Genomic DNA, 21,091 nt, shown 5'->3' on the forward strand with positions numbered 1-21,091 from the left:
AGGCCAGGTCCCAGGGCGTCTTACGCCGCGCCGAACGCCGTGAACGCCCACCCCGTCGCCTGGTGCAGCGCGTCCCCCGGCAGCGCGGCCCGCGCGTCCCGCAGGGCCTCCGCCAGGGACAGCCCGGCGCTGATGCCCTTGTGCAGGGCCAGCATCAGCGGGACGACCGCCGCGTCGTTGACCGGCGCGCTGCTCGCCACCACGCCCGCCGTGCCCAGCGGCAGCAACGCCGTGACCAGGCCCAGGAGTTCGTCCGCGCCGACCGAGGCGAGCCGGGCCGTGTCGCAACTGGAGAGGATGATCCGGTACGGGCTGCGGGCGAGCCGCTCGAAGTCGTGGACGATCAGCGGACCGTCCGCCATCCGCAACGACGAGAACATCGGACTGTCGGCGCGGAAGGTGCCGTGCGCGGCGATGTGCGCCAGCGCCGCCCCGTCCAACTCCTTGAGCACGCGCGGCACATGGGCGTCGGCCTGCTCCAGCACGACCGGCGTGCCGTACCGCCCGGCGACCTCCGGCACCTCCGCCCCGCCGGTCGCGAGCCCCGGTCCCCGTACCAGGACCTGCCGGCCGCCCGGCGGCGGCTGGGTCTCCCGCGCCCGCAGCCAGCCGCTCGCCGACGGCGACACACTCACCACCCGCTCCCGCAGCGACGGCAACAGCGCCCACGGCACCCGGTGCAGCCGGGCCGGCGGCACCACCACGAGCGGCCCCGGCCCCAGTTGCCCCGCCGCCTCGCCCAACAGCAGCTCCTCCAGTTGCCGTCCGGCCGCCTCCACCACCGGCAGCCGGCCCTCCGCCCCGGGGTGGGCCAGCCGCCGCAGCCCCGCCTGGACGTGCTCGGCCTCCCGCTCCGCCTCGGCCAGCAGCCCGCCCGCGAACCGGCGCACCCGCCCGCCCCCGCACAGCAGCACCTGAACCCGCCCGTCCAGCACGGCGAGTTCGACCAACCGCCCGTCGCCGTCGCCGAGCCGCTCCAGCAGCCGGCCCGCGTCGAAGCGGTCGCCGCCGAACCGGTCGCCGCCCCACGGCGTGACCCCACGGATGTGCAGGGTCCGGGAGCGGATCTCCCGCTCCAGACGCCGCTGTTCACGCTCCAGCGTCGGCATCGGCCTGCCGTCCATCCGGGCGGCCTGCGCGCGGGCGGCGATCACCCGGAACGCGGTCAGCCCGCTGAGCAGCGCCGGATCGGCCGGCGGCCGGGTCGGCGGCGTCGACAGCGCCGTGGCCCGCCACCGCTCGCTCCACACCAGCAGCCGCCGGGGCCCGCCCCGCTCCAGGCTCACCTCCTGGGCCAGCGCCGCGAGTTCGGTGCCCTGCGCGGTCGCCCGCGCCCGCAACTCCGACGCCCCCAGCGTCGTACGGTGGTCGTCGAGGACGTCGAGGCCGCGCCGGCAGGCCTCCAGCACGCCCCGGCCCGAACCGGCCGCCCGCGCCCACAGCGCCTGCGCCGCCCAGCCCGTCATCCGGGCCAGCGGCGGGCCGCTGCGCCGGCTGCGGGCGGCGATCCGCAGATACCGCTCGGCGTCCGTCTTCCAGTTCAGGTCCAGCGCGATCCGGCCCGCCAGCAGCCAGGCCTCCGGCGCGGCCGGCGACTGGAACGCGGCGAGCCGCTCGGCGAGCCGGGCCGCGTCCGCGACCAGCCGGCCCGAGGCCCGCCCGGTCGCGACCCGCGCCTCGATCAGCACCAGCCGCGCGTGCGCCTCCCACCAGGTGCGCCGCTGTCCCGCGAAGAGCCGCTCGGCCACCGCCGCGCGCGCGATCGCCGTCCCCGGATCACCCGCGAGGCGCGCCGCCCGCGCGGCCGCCAGCAGCAGTTCCGCCTTGCGGGTGGACTGCCCGCCGATGCCGTCCAGCACCACGGTCGCCGCGTCCGCCTCGGCCAGCGCCTCCGGCGCGAGACCGGCCGCCATCAGGACCTCGCAGCGCCGGATGTTCAGCATGAACGTCGGGGTGCCGAGCTTGGCGTACCGCTCCTCCGCCTCGTCGAGGAGCCGCAGCGCGGCGGGAATGTCCCCGGACCGGAACGCGGCCAGCCCCCGGCTCTCCACCGCGTCCGCCTTGTCGTGCTCCTGGCCGGTGGTGTCCCACAGCGCCTCCGCCGCCGTGAAGTCGGCCTCCGCACGGTCCACCGCGCCGAGCGCCAGATGCACGGTGGCGCGCAGGGTGAGGGCGCGCGCCGTCCAGATGACGTCGTCCGCCGCGCGCAGCACGGGAATCGCCCGGCGTACGTCCTCCAGTGCCTCGCGGTGATGGCCGAGCACCCAGAAGGAGTAGGCCCGCCGGTACAGCACGCGCGCGCGGGTGTGGCCGGTGCCGCGCTCGACGCCCCGCTCGAACGCCGCCAGGCCCTGCCGGGTGCGGCCCGCGTGCACCAGGGCCACCCCGAGCGTGCCGAGGACGTCCGCCTCCCGCTCGGCCGAGTCGGCGCGCGCCGCGAGATCCCGGGCGCGCCGCAGATGGTCCAGGGCGAGCCGCATGTCGCCCCAGTCGCGCTGCCAGATGCCGATCACCTGGTGGGCGACCGAGGCGTGCAACGGCGTCGGCTCGGTGCCGAGCACTTCTTCCGCCCGCGCCAACGCTTCGTTGGGGGCGGCGAAGACCATCGGCAGCAGTTCGAGAACCGAGTCGTTTCCCGCTGTCACCCCACGGATGGTAGTGCTCAGGCCTGCCCGCCACACCGGTTCGGCAACGTATCCACCAGTAACAATTGGACGTCGCGTCAACGGACTCGGCAGCGGACTCGGCGGGGGACTCGACAGGGGACCGGGTAGCGCGCTCGGCGCACTAAGGGGGCGCGCGGTAGCAGCCGCACCACCCCCACCACCTCCACCCGCCGTCGCACCACCTGTATCAGACGGCCGCCTCGCGGCTCTTGCTGACGACCACCGGGTGTACACCGGCTGTACGGGGAGGACATGCCATGGCACCACAGCGATTCCACGAGCAGTTCGACCAGATCCAACGCGCCCTGCCCGACGTCCCGTTGGCGATGGGACCGGACGACTCCGCCGAGTTCATCTACGAGAGGGGCGTCGTCCTCGCCCGCGACGGCGAGGAGGCCCGGATCGTCGAGGACGCCGTCCGCTCCCACTTCACCGCGACCGAGGGCCTGGTCCCGGACCAGGTGCGCCGGGCGGGCCCGCAGACCAACCGCTCCGGGATCACCCGCATCCACGTCGGCGACCCGGCGGAGGGCGGCCGCAGCGCCGACCGCACCGTCGCCGGGGCCCTGCGCGCGCTGCGGGAGGCGGAGGCGCGCGCGGGCCGCCGCCTGGTCAGCCGCAACCACGTGGTGTCGATCGCGGTCAACGCCTGCCCCGGCGACGAGCCGGTGCCCGCGCCGCGCACCGAGCCGCCCAACCCGTCCGCCGCGCAGCCGCCCCCCGCGGCCGACGGCGCCGACGCCGTCGGGGTGCTCGTCATCGACACCGGACTGACCCACGACTACCGCTCCTACCCGCCGCTGGCCCGCACCGAGGGCGACGCCCAGGTCAGGGAGACCGACGCGGACGGGATCCTCCAGCAGTACGTCGGCCACGGCACGTTCATCGCCGGACTCGTCGCGGCCGTCGCCCCGCACACCGACGTCACCGTGCGCAACACCCTCGACGACGCCGGGGCGATCCTGGAGTCCGAGTTCGGCGAGCGGCTCTTCGACGCCGTCGAGGGCGGCTGGCCCGACATCATCAGCCTCTCCGCCGGCACCTCCAACGGCCGCGTCGACGGCCTGCTCGGCGCCGCCGCCTTCATGGCGGAACTGCGCACGCACGACACCCTGTTGGTCGCCGCCGCCGGCAACAACGCCAGCGCCGCGCCCTTCTGGCCGGCCGCCTACGCCACCCTGCCCGACTACGCCGACGCGGTGCTGTCGGTGGGCGCGCTGCGCGGCGACGGCGCGTTCGGCGCCTGCTTCAGCAACCACGGCCCCTGGGTCCGGGCGTACGCCCCCGGCGAGCGCCTCACCAGCGCCCTCACCGGCTTCGACACCCCCGTCCCGTACGTCTACCAGCACTCCACCTACGACGCCTGCCGCTACGGCTTCGGCTACGCCTGCACCTGCCGATCCCCGCGCCACACCGGTGTGTTGAGCGAGGCGCAGCAGGTCACACCGGGCAAGCCGGACCAGGTGATGTTCGAGGGGCTGGCCGCCTGGAGCGGGACGTCCTTCGCAACCCCCTTGGTGGCAGGGCTCGTCGCCGCCTACATGACCACACACCAGGAGACCGATCCACGTGCCGCCGCCCGCCGACTGCTCGCCGAGAACACCGAGTTCGCGGAGGTGCGCGGGGCGCATGTCCCGGCCCTCGTTCCGCCCACCTGGCGGCCGGTGCCGGTCGGCCCGGCATGAGGGTGTCATGAGGTCCGAGACGAGCCCCGCCACGGCGTACGATGACAGGCCGTACACGAGGGGTGGCACCGTGGACCGTACTGATGTCGGGGCGCTCGTCCAGTCCGCCGTCGACGGGGACGCGGCGGCCTGGAAAGCGCTGGTGGACGGGTTGAGCCCGTTGGTCTGGTCGGTGGTGCGCGCGCACCGGCTCTCCGACGCCGACGGGCACGAGGTCTACCAGACCGTCTGGTTCCGCTTCGCCCAGCATCTCGGCCGGATCCGCGAGCCGCACAAGGCGGGCGCCTGGCTCGCCAGCACCGCGCGCAACGAGTGCCTGAAGGTGATCAAGGGCTTGCGGCGACTGACGCCGACCGACGATCCCCAACTGCTCGACCGGGCCAGCGAGGACCTCACCCCGGAGCAGTCGGTGCTCGACTCGGAGGAGGCGGCCGCGCAGAGCGAGCGCGTCCGGCACCTGTGGCAGGAGTTCGAGGCGCTCGGCGAGCGCTGCCGGCAACTGCTGCGGGTGCTGATCGCCTCGCCGCCGCCCAGCTACCAGGAGGTGTCGGCGGCGTTGGGCATCGCCGTCGGCAGCATCGGACCGATGCGCCAGCGCTGCCTGCGCCGGCTGCGCGCCCGACTCGACGCACGGGGAGCACGGTGACCGACATGGACAACACGAACGGCAGGGGCGCCGCGCACCACATGGACGACGGCGAACGCGACGACATCTTCGGCGAAGTCCCCTTCGTCGACGAGGAGTTCGACCACGACCGGCTGGAGGAGGAACTCCGCCAGGCCGCCGCCATCCTGGACCCGGTACCGGCCGAACTGCGGCGGGCCGCCATCGAGGCCTACGCGCTGCACGACCTGGACGCGCGGATCGCCGAGCTGACGTTCGACTCGCTGGTCGACGCCATCCCGGTGCGGGGCGCGGAGGACGTGCCCCGGATGCTGACCTTCCACACCGGCGGGCTGACGGTCGACGTCGAGGTGACCGGGGACGGGCTGATGGGGCAGTTGCTGCCGCCCCAGTCGGCCTCGATCGAGGTCCTGCACGGCCCGCGCGCGAGCGCCGCGCTCACCGCCGACGACATGGGCCGCTTCGCCTGCGACGCACCACCCGCCGGCCCGTTCGCCCTGCGGCTGCGGACGGGCGGGGAGGTGGTCGTCACGGAGTGGCTGCGCACCTGAGGGCCGTCACGACGCCCGCGCTTCGCCGACGACCCGATCGGCGGCCCGCTGCTCCTCGTCGGTGTGGGTGAACGTGGAGGAACTCTTCGTGTACGAACGGGTCATCTCCAGGATCTCGATCGTGTAGTCCTCCAGAATCTCCTGCCTCCCGAGCACCTGCACCGCGCGGTGCTCGGGGTCGTGGTACCAGGCGTCCATCGCCTCGGCCGTCTCGAAGTAGGCGATCGCCAGTTCACGCCCGTCGGGCACGTCGAACTTGTGCAGGGCCACGAACCCGGGCATCGAGGAGGCACGCTCGAACATGCGCATACCGATCGACGCGTATTCCTCGTTCTGCCATTCCGGCCGGACTTTCGCCCAGAACATTGCGACGTACATCGGAACTCCCTTTCGGCAACTCTTTCTCGCGAGCGGTTATCGCCACGCGCCGACAAGCGCCGTGCGGACCACCAGATCGGGGCGGTCCACGCTGATGCGGAACGCCTCGGCCGCCTCGTGCCATCCGAAGCGATGCGTGACGACCGTTTCCGGATCGACCACGCCGTCCGCCACCAGCCGCACCGCTTCCGGGTACTGTCCCGGCCCTCCTTTCACACCGATCAGGGACAGTTCCTTCAACAGGACGCTGGGCGGCGCGATGGAGTGGGGCGCCCGGCCGACCACCGCCACCACGGAACCGGGTGTCGCCAGTTCGTCCGCCAGCGCGACGCCGGCCGGCGCGGCCGAGGTCTCGACGACCAGCCGCGGGCCGTCGCCGAGGTCGATCGGCTCCGGCGGGTGCGCCACCAGGCCGACTGCGGCGGCGAGGTCGCGCCGTGTCTCCTGCGGCTCGAAGAGGTGCGGCGCATAGCCGTGGTGGCGTAGCACCACGCCGAGCAGGATGCCCAGCGGCCCACCGCCGACGACCGCGCAGGGCACCGGCTCCTTCGGCAGCAGCGGCGCCACCCGCGCCAGCAGGTGCAGCGCGACCGCGACCGGTTCCAGCACGGTGGCCGCGAGATCGGACACCGCGTCGGGCAACGGCACGAGGAGCCGTGCCGGGACGCACACGTACTCGGCCAGGAGACCTGGCCCCAGCATGCCCAAGTAGCCGCCGTCGGGGCACAGTTGTGTCGCGCCGCGCGTGCAGGCGGCGCACTGTCCGCAGTGCGCGACGGGGTCGATGGTCACCCGCTCGCCGACGGCCACGCCGGTCACGCCTGCTCCCCGGGCCGTCACGACGGCGGCCCCGTCATGGCCGACCACATGGGGATACTCGACCGCCCGGCCCCCGTACATGTGCAGGTCCGTACCGCACAGGCCCAGCGCGCGCATCGCCACGACCACCTCACCGGCCGCCGGCTCGGGCACCGGGCGCAGGGTGGGCGCGAACACGTGGGGCGCGACCAGTTCCATGACCGTGCCGCCGGGCCGCACGCTCGGCTCGGACATCAGACGACCCCGCTCTTCAGGAACAGGGGGCCTGTCGCGGCCGACGGGAATTCACCCGGCGACTGTCTGCTCGGCGACTGCGGGAATCCGTACCGTCGGATCTTTTCGAGCATGCCCGACTCCTTTCCTGATCTCATGCGGGCCGTCAGGCGGGAAGCGGCAGTTGCGCCCAGATCGTCTTGCCCGTGCGCGTGTGGCGACTGCCCCAGCGCTCCGAGAGCTGGGCGACGATGAGCAGGCCACGGCCGCCTTCGTCGGACACCCGGGCCTGGCGCAGGTGCGGGGCGGCGATGCTGGCGTCGGAGACCTCGCAGATGAGCGTGGTGTCGCGAATCAGCCGGAGCTGGATGGGGGGATTCCCGTAGCGGATGGCGTTCGTGACGAGTTCGCTGACGACCAGCTCGGTCGTGAAGGCGTCGCCGCCCAGGTGCCACGCCGCCAGTTGGTCGCTGGCCAGGGCACGGGCCCGGACCACGACCGAGGATTCGGCGGGGAGATGCCAGGAGGCCACGTGCTCGGTGTCCAGGGCATGGGTCCGCGCCAGCAGGAGAGCGGCGTCGTCGGTACGGCCGTCCCGCATCAGGCTGCGCAGCGCGCGGTCGCACGTCTCCTCCAGATCACGACCCGGTCCGGCGAGGGCGTCGTGCAGCAGGTCGCACCCCTCGTCCATGTCGCGGCCCGCGGCTTCGATGAGGCCGTCCGTGTACAGGGCCAGGACGCTGTCCTGCGGCAACTCGAACTCGGCGACCTCGAAGGGCAGGCCGCCCAGACCCAGGGGCGGTCCGGCCGGCAGGTCGAGGAACTCGACCTTGCCGTCCGGGGTGGCCAGCGCCGGCAGCGGGTGACCGGCCCTGGCCATGGTGCAGCGGCAGGACGTGGGGTCGTACACCGCGTACAGGCAGGTGGCGCCCACCTCGCCGCTGCTCCCTTCCGCCTCCGCGCGATCCAGCCGCAGCACGAGGTCGTCGAGCCGGGTGAGCAGTTCGTCCGGGGCCAGGTCGACGTCGGCCAGGGTGCGCACCGCCGTGCACAGCCGGCCCATGGTGGCGGCGGCCTCGATGCCGTGGCCGACCACGTCTCCCACCACCAGCGCCACCCGCTGCCCGGACAGCGGGATGACGTCGAACCAGTCACCGCCCACGCCGTTGCCCGCGTCGGCCGGCAGGTACCGGGAGGCCACCTCCACGGCGGCCTGCCCGGGGACCCGGTTGGGCAGGAGGGTGCCTTGCAGGACGAGCGCGGTCGCCCGCTCGCGGGCGTAGCGGCGGGCGTTGTCGACGCAGACCGCCGCGCGGGCCGCGAGCTCCTCGGCCAGCAGCAGGTCGTCGTTGTCGAAGTAGTCGGGTGTGCGGTGGCGGCAGAAGACCGCAAGACCGAGCGTGACCCCGCGGGCGCGCAGCGGCACCAGCATCAACGAGTGGATGCCGTGGGTCCGGATGCTGTGGGCCCGTTCGGGACGGCCCTCGGCCCAGTCGCGGATGGCGGCGTTGTCGACGCGATGGCTGATCGCCCGGCCGGCCGCCAGCGCGCGGCCCGGCGGCGAGTCGGCGTGGTAGGTGTGGATCCCCCCGATCGGAACCACCGACTCCGGGCAGCCGGGCAGCACCGACCGCTGGGCGGCTCGGCTGAAGACCAGGGGCTCGCCGGGCAGCCGGGTGTCCGCCTCCTCGCCGCGCAGGACGCTGTCGAGCAGGTCCACGATCACGAAGTCGGCGAAATGGTCCATCCCGACTTCCGCCAGCTCATCGGCCGTGCGGGTCAGATCCAGGGTGGTGCCGATCCGCAGTCCGGCCTCGTTCAGAATGGTCAGCCGTCGACGGGCTCGGTGCTGCTCCGTGATGTCCATGATCGCCATGGACATGCCCCACGTGCGGTCCACCTCGTCCTTGACCGGGTAGAGAGAGGTGAGCCAGGCGCGCTCGAGGGCTTCGCCCGGGGCGCGGAAGCGCACTTCGCGGGTCACGGGCGCACCGGTGCGCGACACCTGCTGCTGGAGCTCGCCGATGTCGTCGAGCGCGGCGACCAGGTACTCCGGGAGGGACTCCGCGACCGTCCTGCCCACCAGGTCCTGCTGCGGCGCGCCCACGCTGTGCGCCATCGCCGCGTTGACGGCCGACGCCCGCCCCTGGCGGTCGAAGAGGGCTATCGGAAGCGGAAGCTGGTCCAGGGCCCACTGCTTGAGCATCGCGATGTCCGGCACGTCGCCGACGTCCGTACGCGGCGGCTCGCCGAGCGCTTCGTCAGGGGTCGCAGAGGCCGCAGGGGTGGCCGGGGCAGCCGGGGTGACTGGGGTGGCCGTGAGTACCCAGAGCGCATCTTCGGCGGTGCCGAGCAGTCGGCCTGCCACGAGCCGCAGCTCTACGCGGTGACCGTCCCGGTGGCGTACGGCGATCCGGCCGCTCCAGTCCGATCGGCCGGCGCAGCGGAGGCGGGCGGCCGCCGGAAGGGGAGCGGCGAGCAGGTCCGTCGCCGCCCGGCCGACCAGCTCCATCGGGTCGTACCCGACCACCAGTCCGGCGGCCGGGCTGCACGCGAGCACCAGGCCTTCGGCGCCCACCAGTATCGAGGCCGCCCCGTCGGGCGCCGGGCGCACCTTGCCGGGTGGGGTGAACGACGTGGCGATGCTCTTGTCCACATGCATTCATCTCCCTCCCTGCCGCGGGCGCCCGCCCGCTCTCCGTGATCGTAGGAGGCTCCAGAGGAAAGTAATGGAAATGCCCTATTTCATGACAAGGCACTTTCACGTTACTACAGAGCCGACCATGCCGCCGTTGCCCTCTGACGGAGGTCAGCCGGTGACGGCGGTCACGAGGGAGGCCAGTGCCGAGGCGAGCCGCGTGAGGCCCGGACCGGCCGGACCGCCCGGCTCCGTCATGTACGTGTCCCGCCGGATCTCCACCATCAGCGCGCTCACCCGCGGGTCCGTCCCGTAGTACTCCAGGGGTACGTATGTCCCGGAGAACGGGCTGTCGAGGCCGGTCTCCTCCACCACCGCTCCGAATGCCTCCCGGGCGGCGGCGAGCAGCTCGGGCGGGGTGTGGAAGGGGTCGGTGCCCAGACAGACCGGGGGTCGCGGTCCCGTGCCGTGCAGCTCGTAGGGGAGCGGTTCGGTGGGGTAGGAGTGCACGTCGACGACGACGGCGCGGCCGACGGCCGCCAGCCGGTCGGCGACGGCGTCGGTCATCGCCTGCGCGTACGGCCGGAAGTACCGGGCGAGCAGCGGCTCGGGGTCGGTCTGCACGGGACGCAGCGGCTCGCCGTGCGTGGTCCGCGTGTATACGGCGCCCATGCCGACGGCCCGCATCTCCTCCCGCTCGTCCGGGAACCGTTCCGGGTCGACGACCAGGCGTGACAGCCGGTTCACGAACCGCCAGGGTGTGAGGGCGGTGCGGCGCGCCGCGTCCTCGGCGAGCCGTGCGGTGTGTGAGTCGGTGATGTGGTCGAGCTCGCGCTCCAGCGCGGTGTCGTCCAGCACGATGCCCTGCCGGACCTGGGCCGGTATTTCACGTGCCGCGTGTGGTACGTGGAGGATCACCGGTGAGTTCGGGGCGCCGGGGAGGAGCTCGAAGGACGGCGGTCCGGTAGGGGGCATGTGGCTGCTCCGGGGCGTTGTCGGTGGCGCGGTGCATGATCAAGGTGCCACAGATGGTGGGTGCGCCCCGTCCTGGGGGCTGCCGCCCCCAGACCCCCGCTTCGGCCCTAAACGGCCTCGTCCTCAAACGCCGGACGGGCTGAATTGCACTGACCGGTGCTGGATCGGCGCCCTCGGGCTTGAAATACACCGACCGGCGCCCCCAGCGGGTGGGTGGGGGTTCGGGATGGCGTCGGCCTCGTCCTCAAGCGCCGGACCGGCTGAATTGCACCGACCGGCACCCCCTACGGACCCGCGTCGACAAAGGCCCCGCATGCCGGACATGCCTCCGCCCCGGCCGGGTGGTGTGCGGTCGGGGCGGAGAGGGTGGTTCAGGTGGGGTTAGGCGAGGGTGGACAGGGTTTCGGTCCACGTCGTCGACGGGCGCATGACCGCCGCTGCCTTGGCCGGGTCGGGCTGGTAGTAGCCGCCGATGTCGGCCGGCTTGCCCTGGACGGCGAGGAGTTCGGCGACGATGGTCTCCTCGTTCGCGGCGAGGGACTCGGCGAGCGGGGCGAAGGCCTTGGCCAGGTCCGCGTCGTCGGTCTGCGCCGCCAGCTCCTGCGCCCAGTACAGGGAGAGGAAGAAGTGGCTGCCGCGGTTGTCGATGCCGCCGACGCGACGGGTCGGGGACTTGTCCTCGTTGAGGAAGGTCGCCGTGGCGCGGTCGAGGGTGTCGGCGAGGACCTGCGCGCGGGTGTTGCCGGTGAACGTCGCGTACTGCTCCAGGGACGGGACCAGCGCGAAGAACTCACCGAGCGAGTCCCAGCGCAGGTAGTCCTCCTTGACGAGCTGCTGGACGTGCTTCGGGGCGGAGCCGCCCGCGCCCGTCTCGAACAGGCCGCCGCCCGCCATCAGCGGGACGACCGACAGCATCTTGGCGCTGGTGCCCAGCTCCAGGATGGGGAACAGGTCGGTCAGGTAGTCACGCAGCACGTTGCCGGTGACGGAGATCGTGTTCTCGCCGCGGCGGATGCGCTCCACCGACAGCTTCGTCGCCTCGACCGGGGCGAGGATACGGATGTCCAGGCCCTCGGTGTCGTGCTCCGGCAGGTACGCGTTGACCTTGGCGATCAACTGGGCGTCGTGCGCGCGGGTCTCGTCCAGCCAGAACACGGCCGGCGCGCCGCTGGCACGGGCGCGGGTGACGGCGAGCTTGACCCAGTCGCGGATCGGCGCGTCCTTGGTCTGGCAGGCGCGGAAGATGTCGCCGGCGGCGACCTCCTGCTCGATGACCACGTTGCCGGCCTGGTCGACCAGACGCACCGTGCCGGCCGCCTTGATCTCGAAGGTCTTGTCGTGGGAGCCGTACTCCTCGGCCTTCTGCGCCATCAGACCGACGTTCGGGACGGAACCCATGGTCGACGGGTCGTAGGCGCCGTGCGCGCGGCAGTCCTCGATCACGGCCTGGTAGACGCCCGAGTAGGAGGAGTCGGGCAGGACGGCGAGGGTGTCGGCCTCCTGGCCGTCCGGGCCCCACATGTGGCCGGAGGTGCGGATCATGGCCGGCATCGAGGCGTCGACGATGACGTCGGACGGCACGTGCAGGTTGGTGATGCCCTTGTCGGAGTCGACCATCGCCAGCGCCGGGCCCTCGGCGAGTTCGGCGTCGAAGGAGGCCTTGATCTCGGCGCCCTCGGGCAGGGTCTCCAGGCCCTTGTAGATGCCGCCCAGACCGTCGTTCGGGGTCAGACCGGCCGCGGCGAGCGCCTCGCCGTACGCGGCGAAGGTCTTGGGGAAGAACGCGCGGACCACGTGACCGAAGATGATCGGGTCGGAGACCTTCATCATCGTGGCCTTGAGGTGCACCGAGAACAGGACGTCCTCGGCCTTCGCGCGGGCGATCTGCGCGGTGAGGAACTCACGCAGTTCCGCAACGTGCAGCACCGAGGCGTCGACGACCTCGTCCTCGAGGACCGGTACGGACTCGCGCAGGACGGTGGTCGTACCGTCCTCGGCGACCAGCTCGATCTTCAGCGAGCCGGCCTCGGAGATCACCGCGGACTTCTCGGTGGAGCGGAAGTCGTTCTCGCCCATCGTCGCCACGTTGGTCTTGGAGTCCGAGGACCACGCGCCCATGCGGTGCGGGTGGGTCTTGGCGTAGTTCTTGACCGACGCGGGCGCGCGGCGGTCGGAGTTGCCCTCACGCAGGACCGGGTTGACGGCCGAGCCCTTGATCTTGTCGTAGCGGGCCTGGATCTCCCGCTCCTCGTCGGTCTTCGGGTCGTCCGGGTAGGCCGGCAGCGCGTAGCCCTGCCCCTGGAGCTCGGCGACCGCGGCCTTGAGCTGGGGGATCGACGCCGAGACGTTCGGCAGCTTGATGATGTTGGCCTCGGGCGTCTTGGCCAGCTCGCCGAGCTCGCTCAGCGCGTCCGGGATGCGCTGGTCCTCGGTCAGGTACTCCGGGAACACGGCGATGATGCGCCCGGCCAGCGAGATGTCCCGCGTCTCCACGGAGACACCGGCCTGCGCGGCGTACGCCTGGACCACCGGCAGGAAGGAATACGTCGCCAGGGCCGGGGCCTCGTCAGTGTGCGTATAGATGATGGTCGAGTCAGTCACCGGTGCTCCGCTCCACGTCTGCAACATTGCTCGACATCAAGATATCTCGTGCCCGGCGTCGACTCGACAGCGGACCGTGCCCAGGCGCCGGCCGTATGAACCGGTACCGCTCTCGTGCAACCGCCACGGCCCGGACGGTGGTCATTGATGGTGATTGACCCATGAACGAACACTGATCCGGCGGCCGGACCGACCACCCGGCCGCCCGAGCGAAAGCGGACCATGAGATATCGCAGCAGAGTGACGGCCCCGGCGGCCGTCCTGATCGGCACGGCAGCCGCACTGACCGGGGGAAACACGGCCCACGCGGCCACACAGGGGGCGAAGGGCGCGGATCCGGTGGGTGCGGGTGTGACGTCCGGTGGTGGCGGTCCGGCGCCCGAGACCCTCGGCGACCCCGTCTTTCCGGCCCTCGGCAACGACGGCTACCGCGTCAGCGCCTACCACCTCGACCTCTCCTACGACCCCACGACCACCCTCGTCGACGCCACGGCGACCCTGGAACTACGCACCACCCAGACCCTGACCCGCCTCTCACTCGACTCCCTCGGCCTGGACATCCACACGGTCCGCGTCGACGGCCGCACCGCCGACTTCGAGCAGGTGGACGAGAAGCTGCGGATCACCCCCGCCCGGCGGCTGCCCGCCCGGTCCAAGGTCACCGTGTGCGTGACGTACACGGCGGACCCGCGCCGTACGCTCCCGCACACCGCGTGGGTGCCCACGCCGGACGGCTTCGCCGTCTGCCCCCAGCCGGACTCGGCGCACACCGTCTTCCCGTGCAACGACCACCCGTCGGACAAGGCGCACTTCACCTGCCGCATCACCGTCCCGGCCGGCCTGCGCGGCGTCGCGAGCGGCGCGCTCGTGCGCACCGAGTGCCTGGCCGGCGACCGGACCGCGTACACCTACCGCTCCCGCTCGCCGATCGCCACCGAACTCGTGCAGATAACGGTCGGCGACTACGTCGTGAAGCAGCGCCCGGGACCGCACGGACTGGCCCTGCGCGACGTCGTGCCGACCGCGCGGGCCGAGGCGCTGGAGCCCGCGCTCGCCCTCACCCCGGGCCTGGTCGGCTGGATCGAGGAGCGGCTCGGGGCCTACCCGTTCGAGACGTACGGACTGCTGCCCTGCAACTCCGACGCCCCGAACGCCTTCGACTTCACCGGCCTGGAGACCCAGACCCTCACCCTCTACAAGCCGAACTTCCTCCTCCAGGCGGAGCCGAAGATCGGCTCGCACATGATGCACGAGCTGGTCCACTCCTACTTCGGCAACAGCGTCAGCCCCGCCACCTGGGCCGACCTGTGGCTCAACGAGGGTCACGCCGACTTCTACGGGCTGCTCTACCGCTACGAGCGCGGCTGGCCGGACTCCCTGGGCCTGACCACCTTCGAGGCCCGGATGAAGGACACCTACGCGCGCGGCGACCAGTGGCGCAGGACCTCCGGCCCGGTCGCCGCGCCGAACGCCGTCAACCTCTTCGACAGCCAGCGGTACGTGGGCGGCGTCCTCGTCCTGTACGCGCTGCGGCAACTGATCGGCGAGGACGCCTTCCACGCGGTCGAGCGCGCCTTCCTGGCCCGCTTCCGCAACTCCTCGGCGTCGACCGAGGACTACATCGCCGTCGCCTGCCGGGTCTCCGGCCGCCCGGACGTGTCCGGCTTCCTGCGGGACTGGCTGTACGGCACGACGACACCGAGGATGCCCGGCCATCCGGACTGGACGGTCACCCCGCTGCCGCCGACCCTCACCGCACCGCCCCGCCGTACGCCCGGGCGCTGGCACGAGAACTCGGCCACCCTGTAAGGGCGTTGTCAGTCGTGCAGGGCGGGCGACGCCTCGCCCTGCACGGCGGCGGCGTCGCCCGTGCGCTGCTGCGGGATGACCACCGCGCCCTGCTGCAACGCCACCGTCCGCGTCGGCGCCGGGATCCGGATGCCCTCCGCGCGGTAGCGGCGGTGCAGCCGCTTCACGAACTCGTGCTTGATCCGGTACTGGTCGCTGAACTCGCCGACGCCCAGGATCACCGTGAAACCGATCCGCGAGTCGCCGAACGTGTGGAAGCGGATGGCCGGTTCATGGTCCGGGAGCGCGCCCTCGACGCCCTTCATGACCTCCTCGACGACCTCCAGCGTCACCTGCTCCACCTGCTCCAGATCGCTGTCGTAGGCCACGCCCACCTGCACCAGGATCGTCAACTGCTGCTCGGGACGCATGTAGTTGGTCATGTTCGTCTTCGCGAGCTGCCCGTTGGGGATGACGACGAGGTTGTTGGAGAGCGCGCGCACGGTCGTCTGACGCCAGTTGATGTCCTCGACGTAGCCCTCCTCGCCGCTGCTCAGCTTGATGTAGTCGCCGGGCTGGACGGTCTTGGAGGCGAGGATGTGGATGCCCGCGAAGAGGTTCGCGAGGGTGTCCTGAAGCGCGAGCGCGACCGCCAGACCGCCGACGCCCAGGGCGGTGAGCATCGGGGCTATCGAGATGCCCAGACTCTGCAGCGCCACCAGGAAGCCGATGGCCAGGACCAGCACCCGGGTGATGTTCACGAAGATCGTGGCCGACCCGGCGACCCCGGGGCGCGAAGATGTGACCGACTGCATCAACCCGGCGACCACCCGCGCCGCCGACACCGTCACCACGAAGATCAGCAGAACGGTCAGCGACTGGTTGACGGTGTGCTGGACGGCCTTCGTCAGCGGCAGCACCGCCGCGGCGGCAGCCGCGCCGCCCGCGATCGCCGCCCACGGCACCACGGTGCGCAGCGCGTCCACGACGACGTCGTCGCCGCTCCACTTCGTGCGCTTGGCGTGCTTGGCCAGCCAGCGCAGCAGCGTGCGCGACAGGAACGCCGTCAACAGGCCGGTGGCCAGGGCGATTCCGGCGAGGACGCCGTCGTCCAGGGTCAGTGTGCGGTTCACCGGTCACCTCCGGGAAGTCGCGGCGCGGCACCCGGGGCCGCCGACGGCCGGATGTGAAGTCTCGTCACAATGCCACCTGTTCGTTGTCACCTGTACGGTCCGGGCACCTGTACGGCTCCGGGTCCCGGATGTGCACGGTCGGGGCGGGAACACCGCACGGCACGACCGACCGTCCATCCTGCCGCATCCCATACGGGAGTTCGTACCGGACTTCGTACCGGATACCGGAGTGCGTGCTCAGATGACCTTCAGCCGGACCAGCGCGCCCAGCGTCAGCGCCCCCGGCAGCAGCGGCAGCCAGACGGTGATGATCCGGAAGGCCAGTACGACGGCCGTGGCGAGCGCGACCGGGCCGCCCGCCGCGACGAGCGCCACCACCAGCGCCGCCTCCACCGAGCCGATCCCGCCCGGCGTCGGCACCAGCGCGACCGCCACCGTCGCCGCCAGATACGCGACCGCGACATGCGCCACCGGCACCGGCAGCCCCAGCGCCCGACCCACCGCGGCGAGCCCGGCCGCCTGGAGCACCGGGAACGCCAGCGAACCGCCCCACAGGGCCAGCGCCCGGGCCGGACGCGTGTGCACCGAGCGCGCCTCGCCGAGCGCCGTACGCAGGAACGAGCACACCGCCGACCGCAGCCGCCGTACGAGGACCAGCACACCCGTCGCCACGAGCGCGGCCACCCCGAGCGCGCCGAGCAGCGGGCCGAGCACCCCGTCGGGCAGCAGGGAACCGAGCCGCAGCGCGTCCGGGAACACGAGCAGCAGCACCGCCAGCAGACCCACCCGCGCCACGCCCTCCGCCAGCAGATACAGCGCGAGAGCCGCCGACGAGCGGGCCAGCGGCACCCCGCACACGGCCATGAACCGCAGATTGACCGCGCTCGCGCCGAGGCCCGTCGGCAGCAGATGGTTGGCCGCGCCCGCCGCGAACTGGGTGGCCAGCAGCCGCCGCGCGGGCAGTCGCTCCACGAGCGCGCCCTGCCGGGTGACGGCCGCCGCGACCCAGGTCAGACAGGTCGCCCCGACCGCGGCCAGCAGCCAGGGCCACTCGGCGCCGCGCAACTGGACGAAGCCCTCGGCGAGGACGGACCGGTGCCGCACCGCGACCACGGTGACGAGCAGGAGCGGAAGCAGACACAGGACCTGGCGCACCGGCACACGCCGGGCCGTCCTGCCGGGGGGAACGGAAACCGCAGTCACACTCGGAGAGGCTCTCCGCCCGGTGCCAACGGAGGGTTGCGGAAGCGCGGCCGGAACATTACGTACGGTCATCGGATCCTTCGACTGACGGGAATATTGACCTCAAGGATGCTTGAGGTTCTACGGTCGGTCCCATGAGCATGGAGACCACCGCCTGGATGCAGTTGCACAGCGTCCTGAACGCCCAGCAGGAACGCCGCCCCTTCGACCGCGAGACCCTGCGCCGCATCGGCGCGTTCGCCCGCCCGCACCGCCGCCGTATCGCGCTGTTCGTCGTGCTCGGGGTGGCCACCGCGCTGCTCGCCGTCGCCACCCCCGTCCTCGCCGGGCGGGTCGTCGACGCGATCGTGTCGCACGGCGACGAAAACACCGTCGTCGAGCTGGCCCTGCTCATCGCGCTCATCGCGGTGCTGGAGGCGACGCTCGGCATCCTGGGCAGGAGGCTCTCGTCGACGCTCGGGGAGGGACTCATCCTCGATCTGCGCACGGCCGTGTTCGATCATGTGCAGCGGATGCCGGTCGCGTTCTTCACACGCACCCGTACGGGAGCGCTCGTCTCCCGACTCAACAACGACGTGATCGGCGCCCAGCGTGCCTTCAGCAACACCCTCTCCGGCGTGGTGTCCAACCTGGTCACCCTGGTGCTCACCCTCGTCGTCATGCTCACCCTGTCCTGGCAGGTCACACTGCTCGCGCTCGTCCTGCTGCCGGTGTTCGTGATCCCGGCCCGCCGCATGGGCAGCCGGATGGCCGGCATGCAGCGGGAGGCCGCCGCGCTCAACGCGGCGATGGGCACCCGGATGACCGAACGGTTCTCCGCGCCCGGCGCCACCCTGATCAAACTGTTCGGCCGCCCCGGGCAGGAGTCCGCGGAGTTCACGGCCCGCGCCGCCCGGGTCCGCGACATCGGCGTCCGCACGGCCACCGCCCAGTCCGTCTTCATCACCGCCCTCACCCTCGTCTCCGCCCTGGCCCTCGCCCTCGTCTACGGCCTCGGCGGCCGCCTCGCCCTCGAAGGCACCCTCGAACCGGGCGCCGTCGTCGCCCTCGCCCTGCTCCTGACCCGCCTCTACGCCCCGCTCACCTCCCTCGCCGGCGCCCGCGTGGAGGTGATGAGCGCCCTGGTCAGCTTCGAGCGGGTCTTCGAGGTGCTCGACCTGAAGCCGCTCATCGAGGACAAACCGGACGCCCGCGAGGTCCCCGAGGGCCCGGTCAGCGTCGAGTTCGACGACGTCCACTTCGGCTACCCGTCCGCCGACAAGGTCTCCCTCGCCTCCCTGGAGGAGGTCGCCGCCCTCGACACCCGCGACGGCGCCGAGGTCCTGCACGGCGTCTCCTTCCGCGCCGACCCCGGCCGCACCGTCGCCCTCGTCGGCTCCTCCGGCGCCGGCAAGTCCACCATCGCCCAGCTCCTGCCGCGCCTCTACGACGTCGACGCGGGCGCCGTCCGCATCGGCGGCGTCGACGTCCGCGACCTGAGCGCGGACTCCCTGCGCGCCACCCTCGGCATGGTCACCCAGGACGGCCACCTCTTCCACGACACCGTCCGCGCCAACCTGCTGCTCGCCCGCCCGGCCGCCGCCGAGGACGAGCTCTGGGACGCCCTGCGCCGCTCCCGCCTCGACGACCTCGTCCGCTCCCTGCCCGACGGCCTCGACACGGTCGTCGGCGAACGCGGCTACCGGCTCTCCGGCGGCGAACGCCAGCGCATGACCATCGCCCGGCTGCTGCTGGCCCGCCAGCGCGTCGTCATCCTCGACGAGGCCACCGCCCACCTCGACAACACCTCGGAGGCGGCCGTCCAGGAGGCCCTGGCCGAGGCGCTCGCGGACCGCACCGCCGTCGTCATCGCCCACCGGCTGTCCACCGTGCGCGCCGCCGACCTGATCCTCGTCGTCGAGTCCGGCCGGATCGTGGAACGCGGCACGCACGACGAACTGCTCGCGGCGGGCGGCCGGTACGCGGAGCTGTACCGCACGCAGTTCGAGGACCCGGAGACGACGGAGGCGGAGGCGACGGACGCCGAGGTGACGGAGGCGGCTGCGGCCGTGCTGTCACCGCACCACTAGCCGGACACCTCGAGCCCGGACCGCGCTGGTAGCGTCGGTGGGCGTGGACCGACTGGAGACGCGGGAGATCGGCTATTTCATCGCCGTCGCGGAGAGCCTGCACTTCGGGCGGGCCGCCGAGCGGTTGGGCATCGCGCAGCCGGGTCTGTCGCGCGCCATCGGCAGGCTGGAGCGCCGGATGAGGGTCCGGCTGTTCGAGCGCACCAGCCGGCAGGTCCGGCTGACCCGGGCCGGCGAGGTGTTCCTGCGCGAGAGCCGCACCGTCCTCGCCGCGATCGACGGGGCGGTACGGCGGACGCAGCAGGCGGCGCGGCCGGAGCGACTGGTCGTCGCCGCCCCGGCCGGCGCCGGGGCGGGGCTGCTGGCCCGGGTGCTGGAGACCTACCGGCGAGGCCCCGATCCGGTGCCGGTGGAGGTGCGGTTCACCCCCGACCTGGCCGGGGCACTGCGCGAGGGCACCGCCGACCTGGCGCTGATGTGCGGCAGCGACGACCTCGACGGGCTGGACACGGTCGAGCTGCTCGACGAGGCTCCGGTCGCCCTCCTCCCGGCGGGACACCGGCTCGCCGACCGAGCCGCCCTGACCGCGGGCGAGGTGCGGGACGAGCCGAGGTTTCGCGCACACCTCCCGCCGGTCGGCCTGGACGAGCTGATCGACCGGGTCGCGCTCGGCGAACTCGTGGTCGTGCTCGGCGAGAGCGCGATCCCCCGGCTGGGACCCGCCGTGGTCGCCGTCCCGGTGCTCGACGCGCCGAGCAGCCGCCTCGTCCTGGCCTGGCCGCGAGCCACCCCCGCGGCGGCGCGCGAGGGGCTCGTACGCGCCGCGCTCGCGACGGCGAGATGAACCGGCCCCCGGTCACGGACCTCCGCGCGCCCGGTCCGTCCGTCTGACCTTTAGATCTGGTTGATCCCGCCGTCCACGTGCAGCTCGATCCCGGTGATGTAGCTGCTCTGGTCGGAGGCGAGGAACAGGGCCGCGGCGGCCTGCTCCTCGGGTTCGGCGACCCGCCCGAGTGGGACGGGGGCGGCCACCATCGCGCGGAATTCCTCCGGCGTCGCGCCCTCAGGCGTCGCGGCCGCCAGAGCCGGTGTCCGCGTCGCGCCCGGGGCGAGGGCGTTGACCCGGATACCGCGGTGCTTCAGTTCGTTGGCCCAGGTACGGGCCAGGGAACGGACCGCGGCCTTCGACGCGGCGTACAGCCCGACCCCGGCCGACCCCCGCGCACCCGTCGTGGACGTGGCGAGGACGACGGACGCGTTGTCGTTGAGCAGGGGCAGCGCCTTCTGCACGGTGAACAACGAACCGCGCAGGTTGAGCCCGGTGGCGTACGCGTAGTCCTCCTCGGTCACGTCCGCCAGCGCCCCGAAGGTCGTGCCGCCCGCGTTGGCGAACAGGACGTCGATACGGCGTCCGTCGGCGTCGACGGTCGCGAACAGCCGGTCGAGATCGGCGAGGTTCGTGACGTCACCCCGCACCCCGGTGGCCCGCGGACCGATCCGCGCCACCGCCTCGTCCAGTTCCTCCTTGCCGCGCCCGGTGAGGTAGACGTAGGCGCCCTCCTGCGCGAAACGCAGGGCGGAGGCGAATCCGATGCCCTTGCTGCCACCCGTCACGACCGCGACCCTGCCCTCGAGTTGTCCCACTGCACTCTCCGTTGTTCGCATCGTCGACCTGCGGTCCGATGACCGCCGTCACCTCCAGCTCACCCCATGCGAGCTGGGCGAACAATGATCGATCCGGCATGGT

At 72.6% G+C, this 21,091-nt stretch carries 15 protein-coding genes; 6 read left to right on the forward strand and 9 right to left on the reverse strand.

The window, feature by feature from the left end:
* Positions 1-20: 20 nt before the first annotated feature.
* Entirely contained in the window at positions 21-2,645 is a 2,625-nt protein-coding gene (locus BMZ82_RS00830) for a CHAT domain-containing protein (RefSeq protein WP_177244318.1), read from the reverse strand.
* 278 nt (positions 2,646-2,923) lie between these two features.
* Between BMZ82_RS00830 and BMZ82_RS00835 the strand changes: the two genes are divergently transcribed.
* The 3 genes from BMZ82_RS00835 (at position 2,924) to BMZ82_RS00845 (ending at position 5,527) form a co-directional block, all read left to right on the forward strand.
* A complete protein-coding gene (locus tag BMZ82_RS00835) occupies positions 2,924-4,351 on the forward strand; it encodes a S8/S53 family peptidase (RefSeq protein WP_093770527.1) in 1,428 nt (475 codons plus the stop codon).
* 70 nt (positions 4,352-4,421) lie between these two features.
* Positions 4,422-4,997 carry an RNA polymerase sigma factor gene (locus BMZ82_RS00840; RefSeq protein ID WP_093771079.1) on the forward strand — a complete coding sequence of 192 codons (576 nt, stop codon included), beginning with the start codon at positions 4,422-4,424 and terminating at the stop codon, positions 4,995-4,997.
* A 41-nt stretch (positions 4,998-5,038) separates the two neighbouring features.
* On the forward strand, positions 5,039-5,527 hold the full coding sequence (locus BMZ82_RS00845) for a hypothetical protein (RefSeq protein ID WP_093771081.1): 489 nt from the start codon (positions 5,039-5,041) through the stop codon (positions 5,525-5,527).
* Between the two features lie 6 nt (positions 5,528-5,533).
* Here BMZ82_RS00845 and BMZ82_RS00850 read toward each other — a convergent pair whose 3' ends face one another.
* The 5 genes from BMZ82_RS00850 to BMZ82_RS00870 form a co-directional block, all read right to left on the reverse strand.
* Entirely contained in the window at positions 5,534-5,905 is a 372-nt protein-coding gene (locus BMZ82_RS00850) for an antibiotic biosynthesis monooxygenase family protein (RefSeq protein WP_093770529.1), read from the reverse strand.
* Between the two features lie 36 nt (positions 5,906-5,941).
* Entirely contained in the window at positions 5,942-6,958 is a 1,017-nt protein-coding gene (locus BMZ82_RS00855) for a zinc-dependent alcohol dehydrogenase (RefSeq protein WP_093770531.1), read from the reverse strand.
* 145 nt (positions 6,959-7,103) lie between these two features.
* Complete coding sequence (locus tag BMZ82_RS00860; protein ID WP_093770533.1) at positions 7,104-9,599, reverse strand: SpoIIE family protein phosphatase; 2,496 nt, start codon at positions 9,597-9,599, stop codon at positions 7,104-7,106.
* Positions 9,600-9,746: 147 nt separating this feature from the next.
* Positions 9,747-10,550: an N-formylglutamate amidohydrolase gene (locus BMZ82_RS00865; RefSeq protein ID WP_093770535.1), complete on the reverse strand. Its 804-nt coding sequence runs from the start codon at positions 10,548-10,550 to the stop codon at positions 9,747-9,749.
* Between the two features lie 381 nt (positions 10,551-10,931).
* Entirely contained in the window at positions 10,932-13,151 is a 2,220-nt protein-coding gene (locus BMZ82_RS00870; RefSeq protein WP_093770537.1) for an NADP-dependent isocitrate dehydrogenase, read from the reverse strand.
* Between the two features lie 222 nt (positions 13,152-13,373).
* Between BMZ82_RS00870 and BMZ82_RS00875 the strand changes: the two genes are divergently transcribed.
* On the forward strand, positions 13,374-14,960 hold the full coding sequence (locus tag BMZ82_RS00875) for a M1 family metallopeptidase (protein ID WP_093770539.1): 1,587 nt from the start codon (positions 13,374-13,376) through the stop codon (positions 14,958-14,960).
* 8 nt (positions 14,961-14,968) lie between these two features.
* Here the strand turns inward: BMZ82_RS00875 and BMZ82_RS00880 are convergent, their stop codons facing one another.
* Both BMZ82_RS00880 and BMZ82_RS00885 read right to left on the reverse strand, forming a co-directional pair.
* Positions 14,969-16,072: a mechanosensitive ion channel family protein gene (locus BMZ82_RS00880; protein WP_093770541.1), complete on the reverse strand. Its 1,104-nt coding sequence runs from the start codon at positions 16,070-16,072 to the stop codon at positions 14,969-14,971.
* A 237-nt stretch (positions 16,073-16,309) separates the two neighbouring features.
* Complete coding sequence (locus BMZ82_RS00885; protein WP_177244320.1) at positions 16,310-17,275, reverse strand: lysylphosphatidylglycerol synthase transmembrane domain-containing protein; 966 nt, start codon at positions 17,273-17,275, stop codon at positions 16,310-16,312.
* Positions 17,276-17,415: 140 nt separating this feature from the next.
* On the opposite strand from BMZ82_RS00885, the gene BMZ82_RS00890 reads away from it, so the two are divergent.
* The gene (locus tag BMZ82_RS00890) at positions 17,416-19,344 is read left to right on the forward strand and encodes an ABC transporter ATP-binding protein (protein ID WP_093771083.1); all 1,929 of its coding nucleotides are present in this window, start codon (positions 17,416-17,418) and stop codon (positions 19,342-19,344) included.
* 43 nt (positions 19,345-19,387) lie between these two features.
* On the forward strand, positions 19,388-20,188 hold the full coding sequence (locus tag BMZ82_RS00895; RefSeq protein WP_093771085.1) for a LysR family transcriptional regulator: 801 nt from the start codon (positions 19,388-19,390) through the stop codon (positions 20,186-20,188).
* A 50-nt stretch (positions 20,189-20,238) separates the two neighbouring features.
* Here the strand turns inward: BMZ82_RS00895 and BMZ82_RS00900 are convergent, their stop codons facing one another.
* Complete coding sequence (locus BMZ82_RS00900; protein ID WP_093770545.1) at positions 20,239-20,988, reverse strand: SDR family NAD(P)-dependent oxidoreductase; 750 nt, start codon at positions 20,986-20,988, stop codon at positions 20,239-20,241.
* Positions 20,989-21,091 lie beyond the last annotated feature (103 nt).

The organism is Streptomyces sp. yr375, from assembly GCF_900110755.1.
GTDB lineage: Bacteria > Actinomycetota > Actinomycetes > Streptomycetales > Streptomycetaceae > Streptomyces.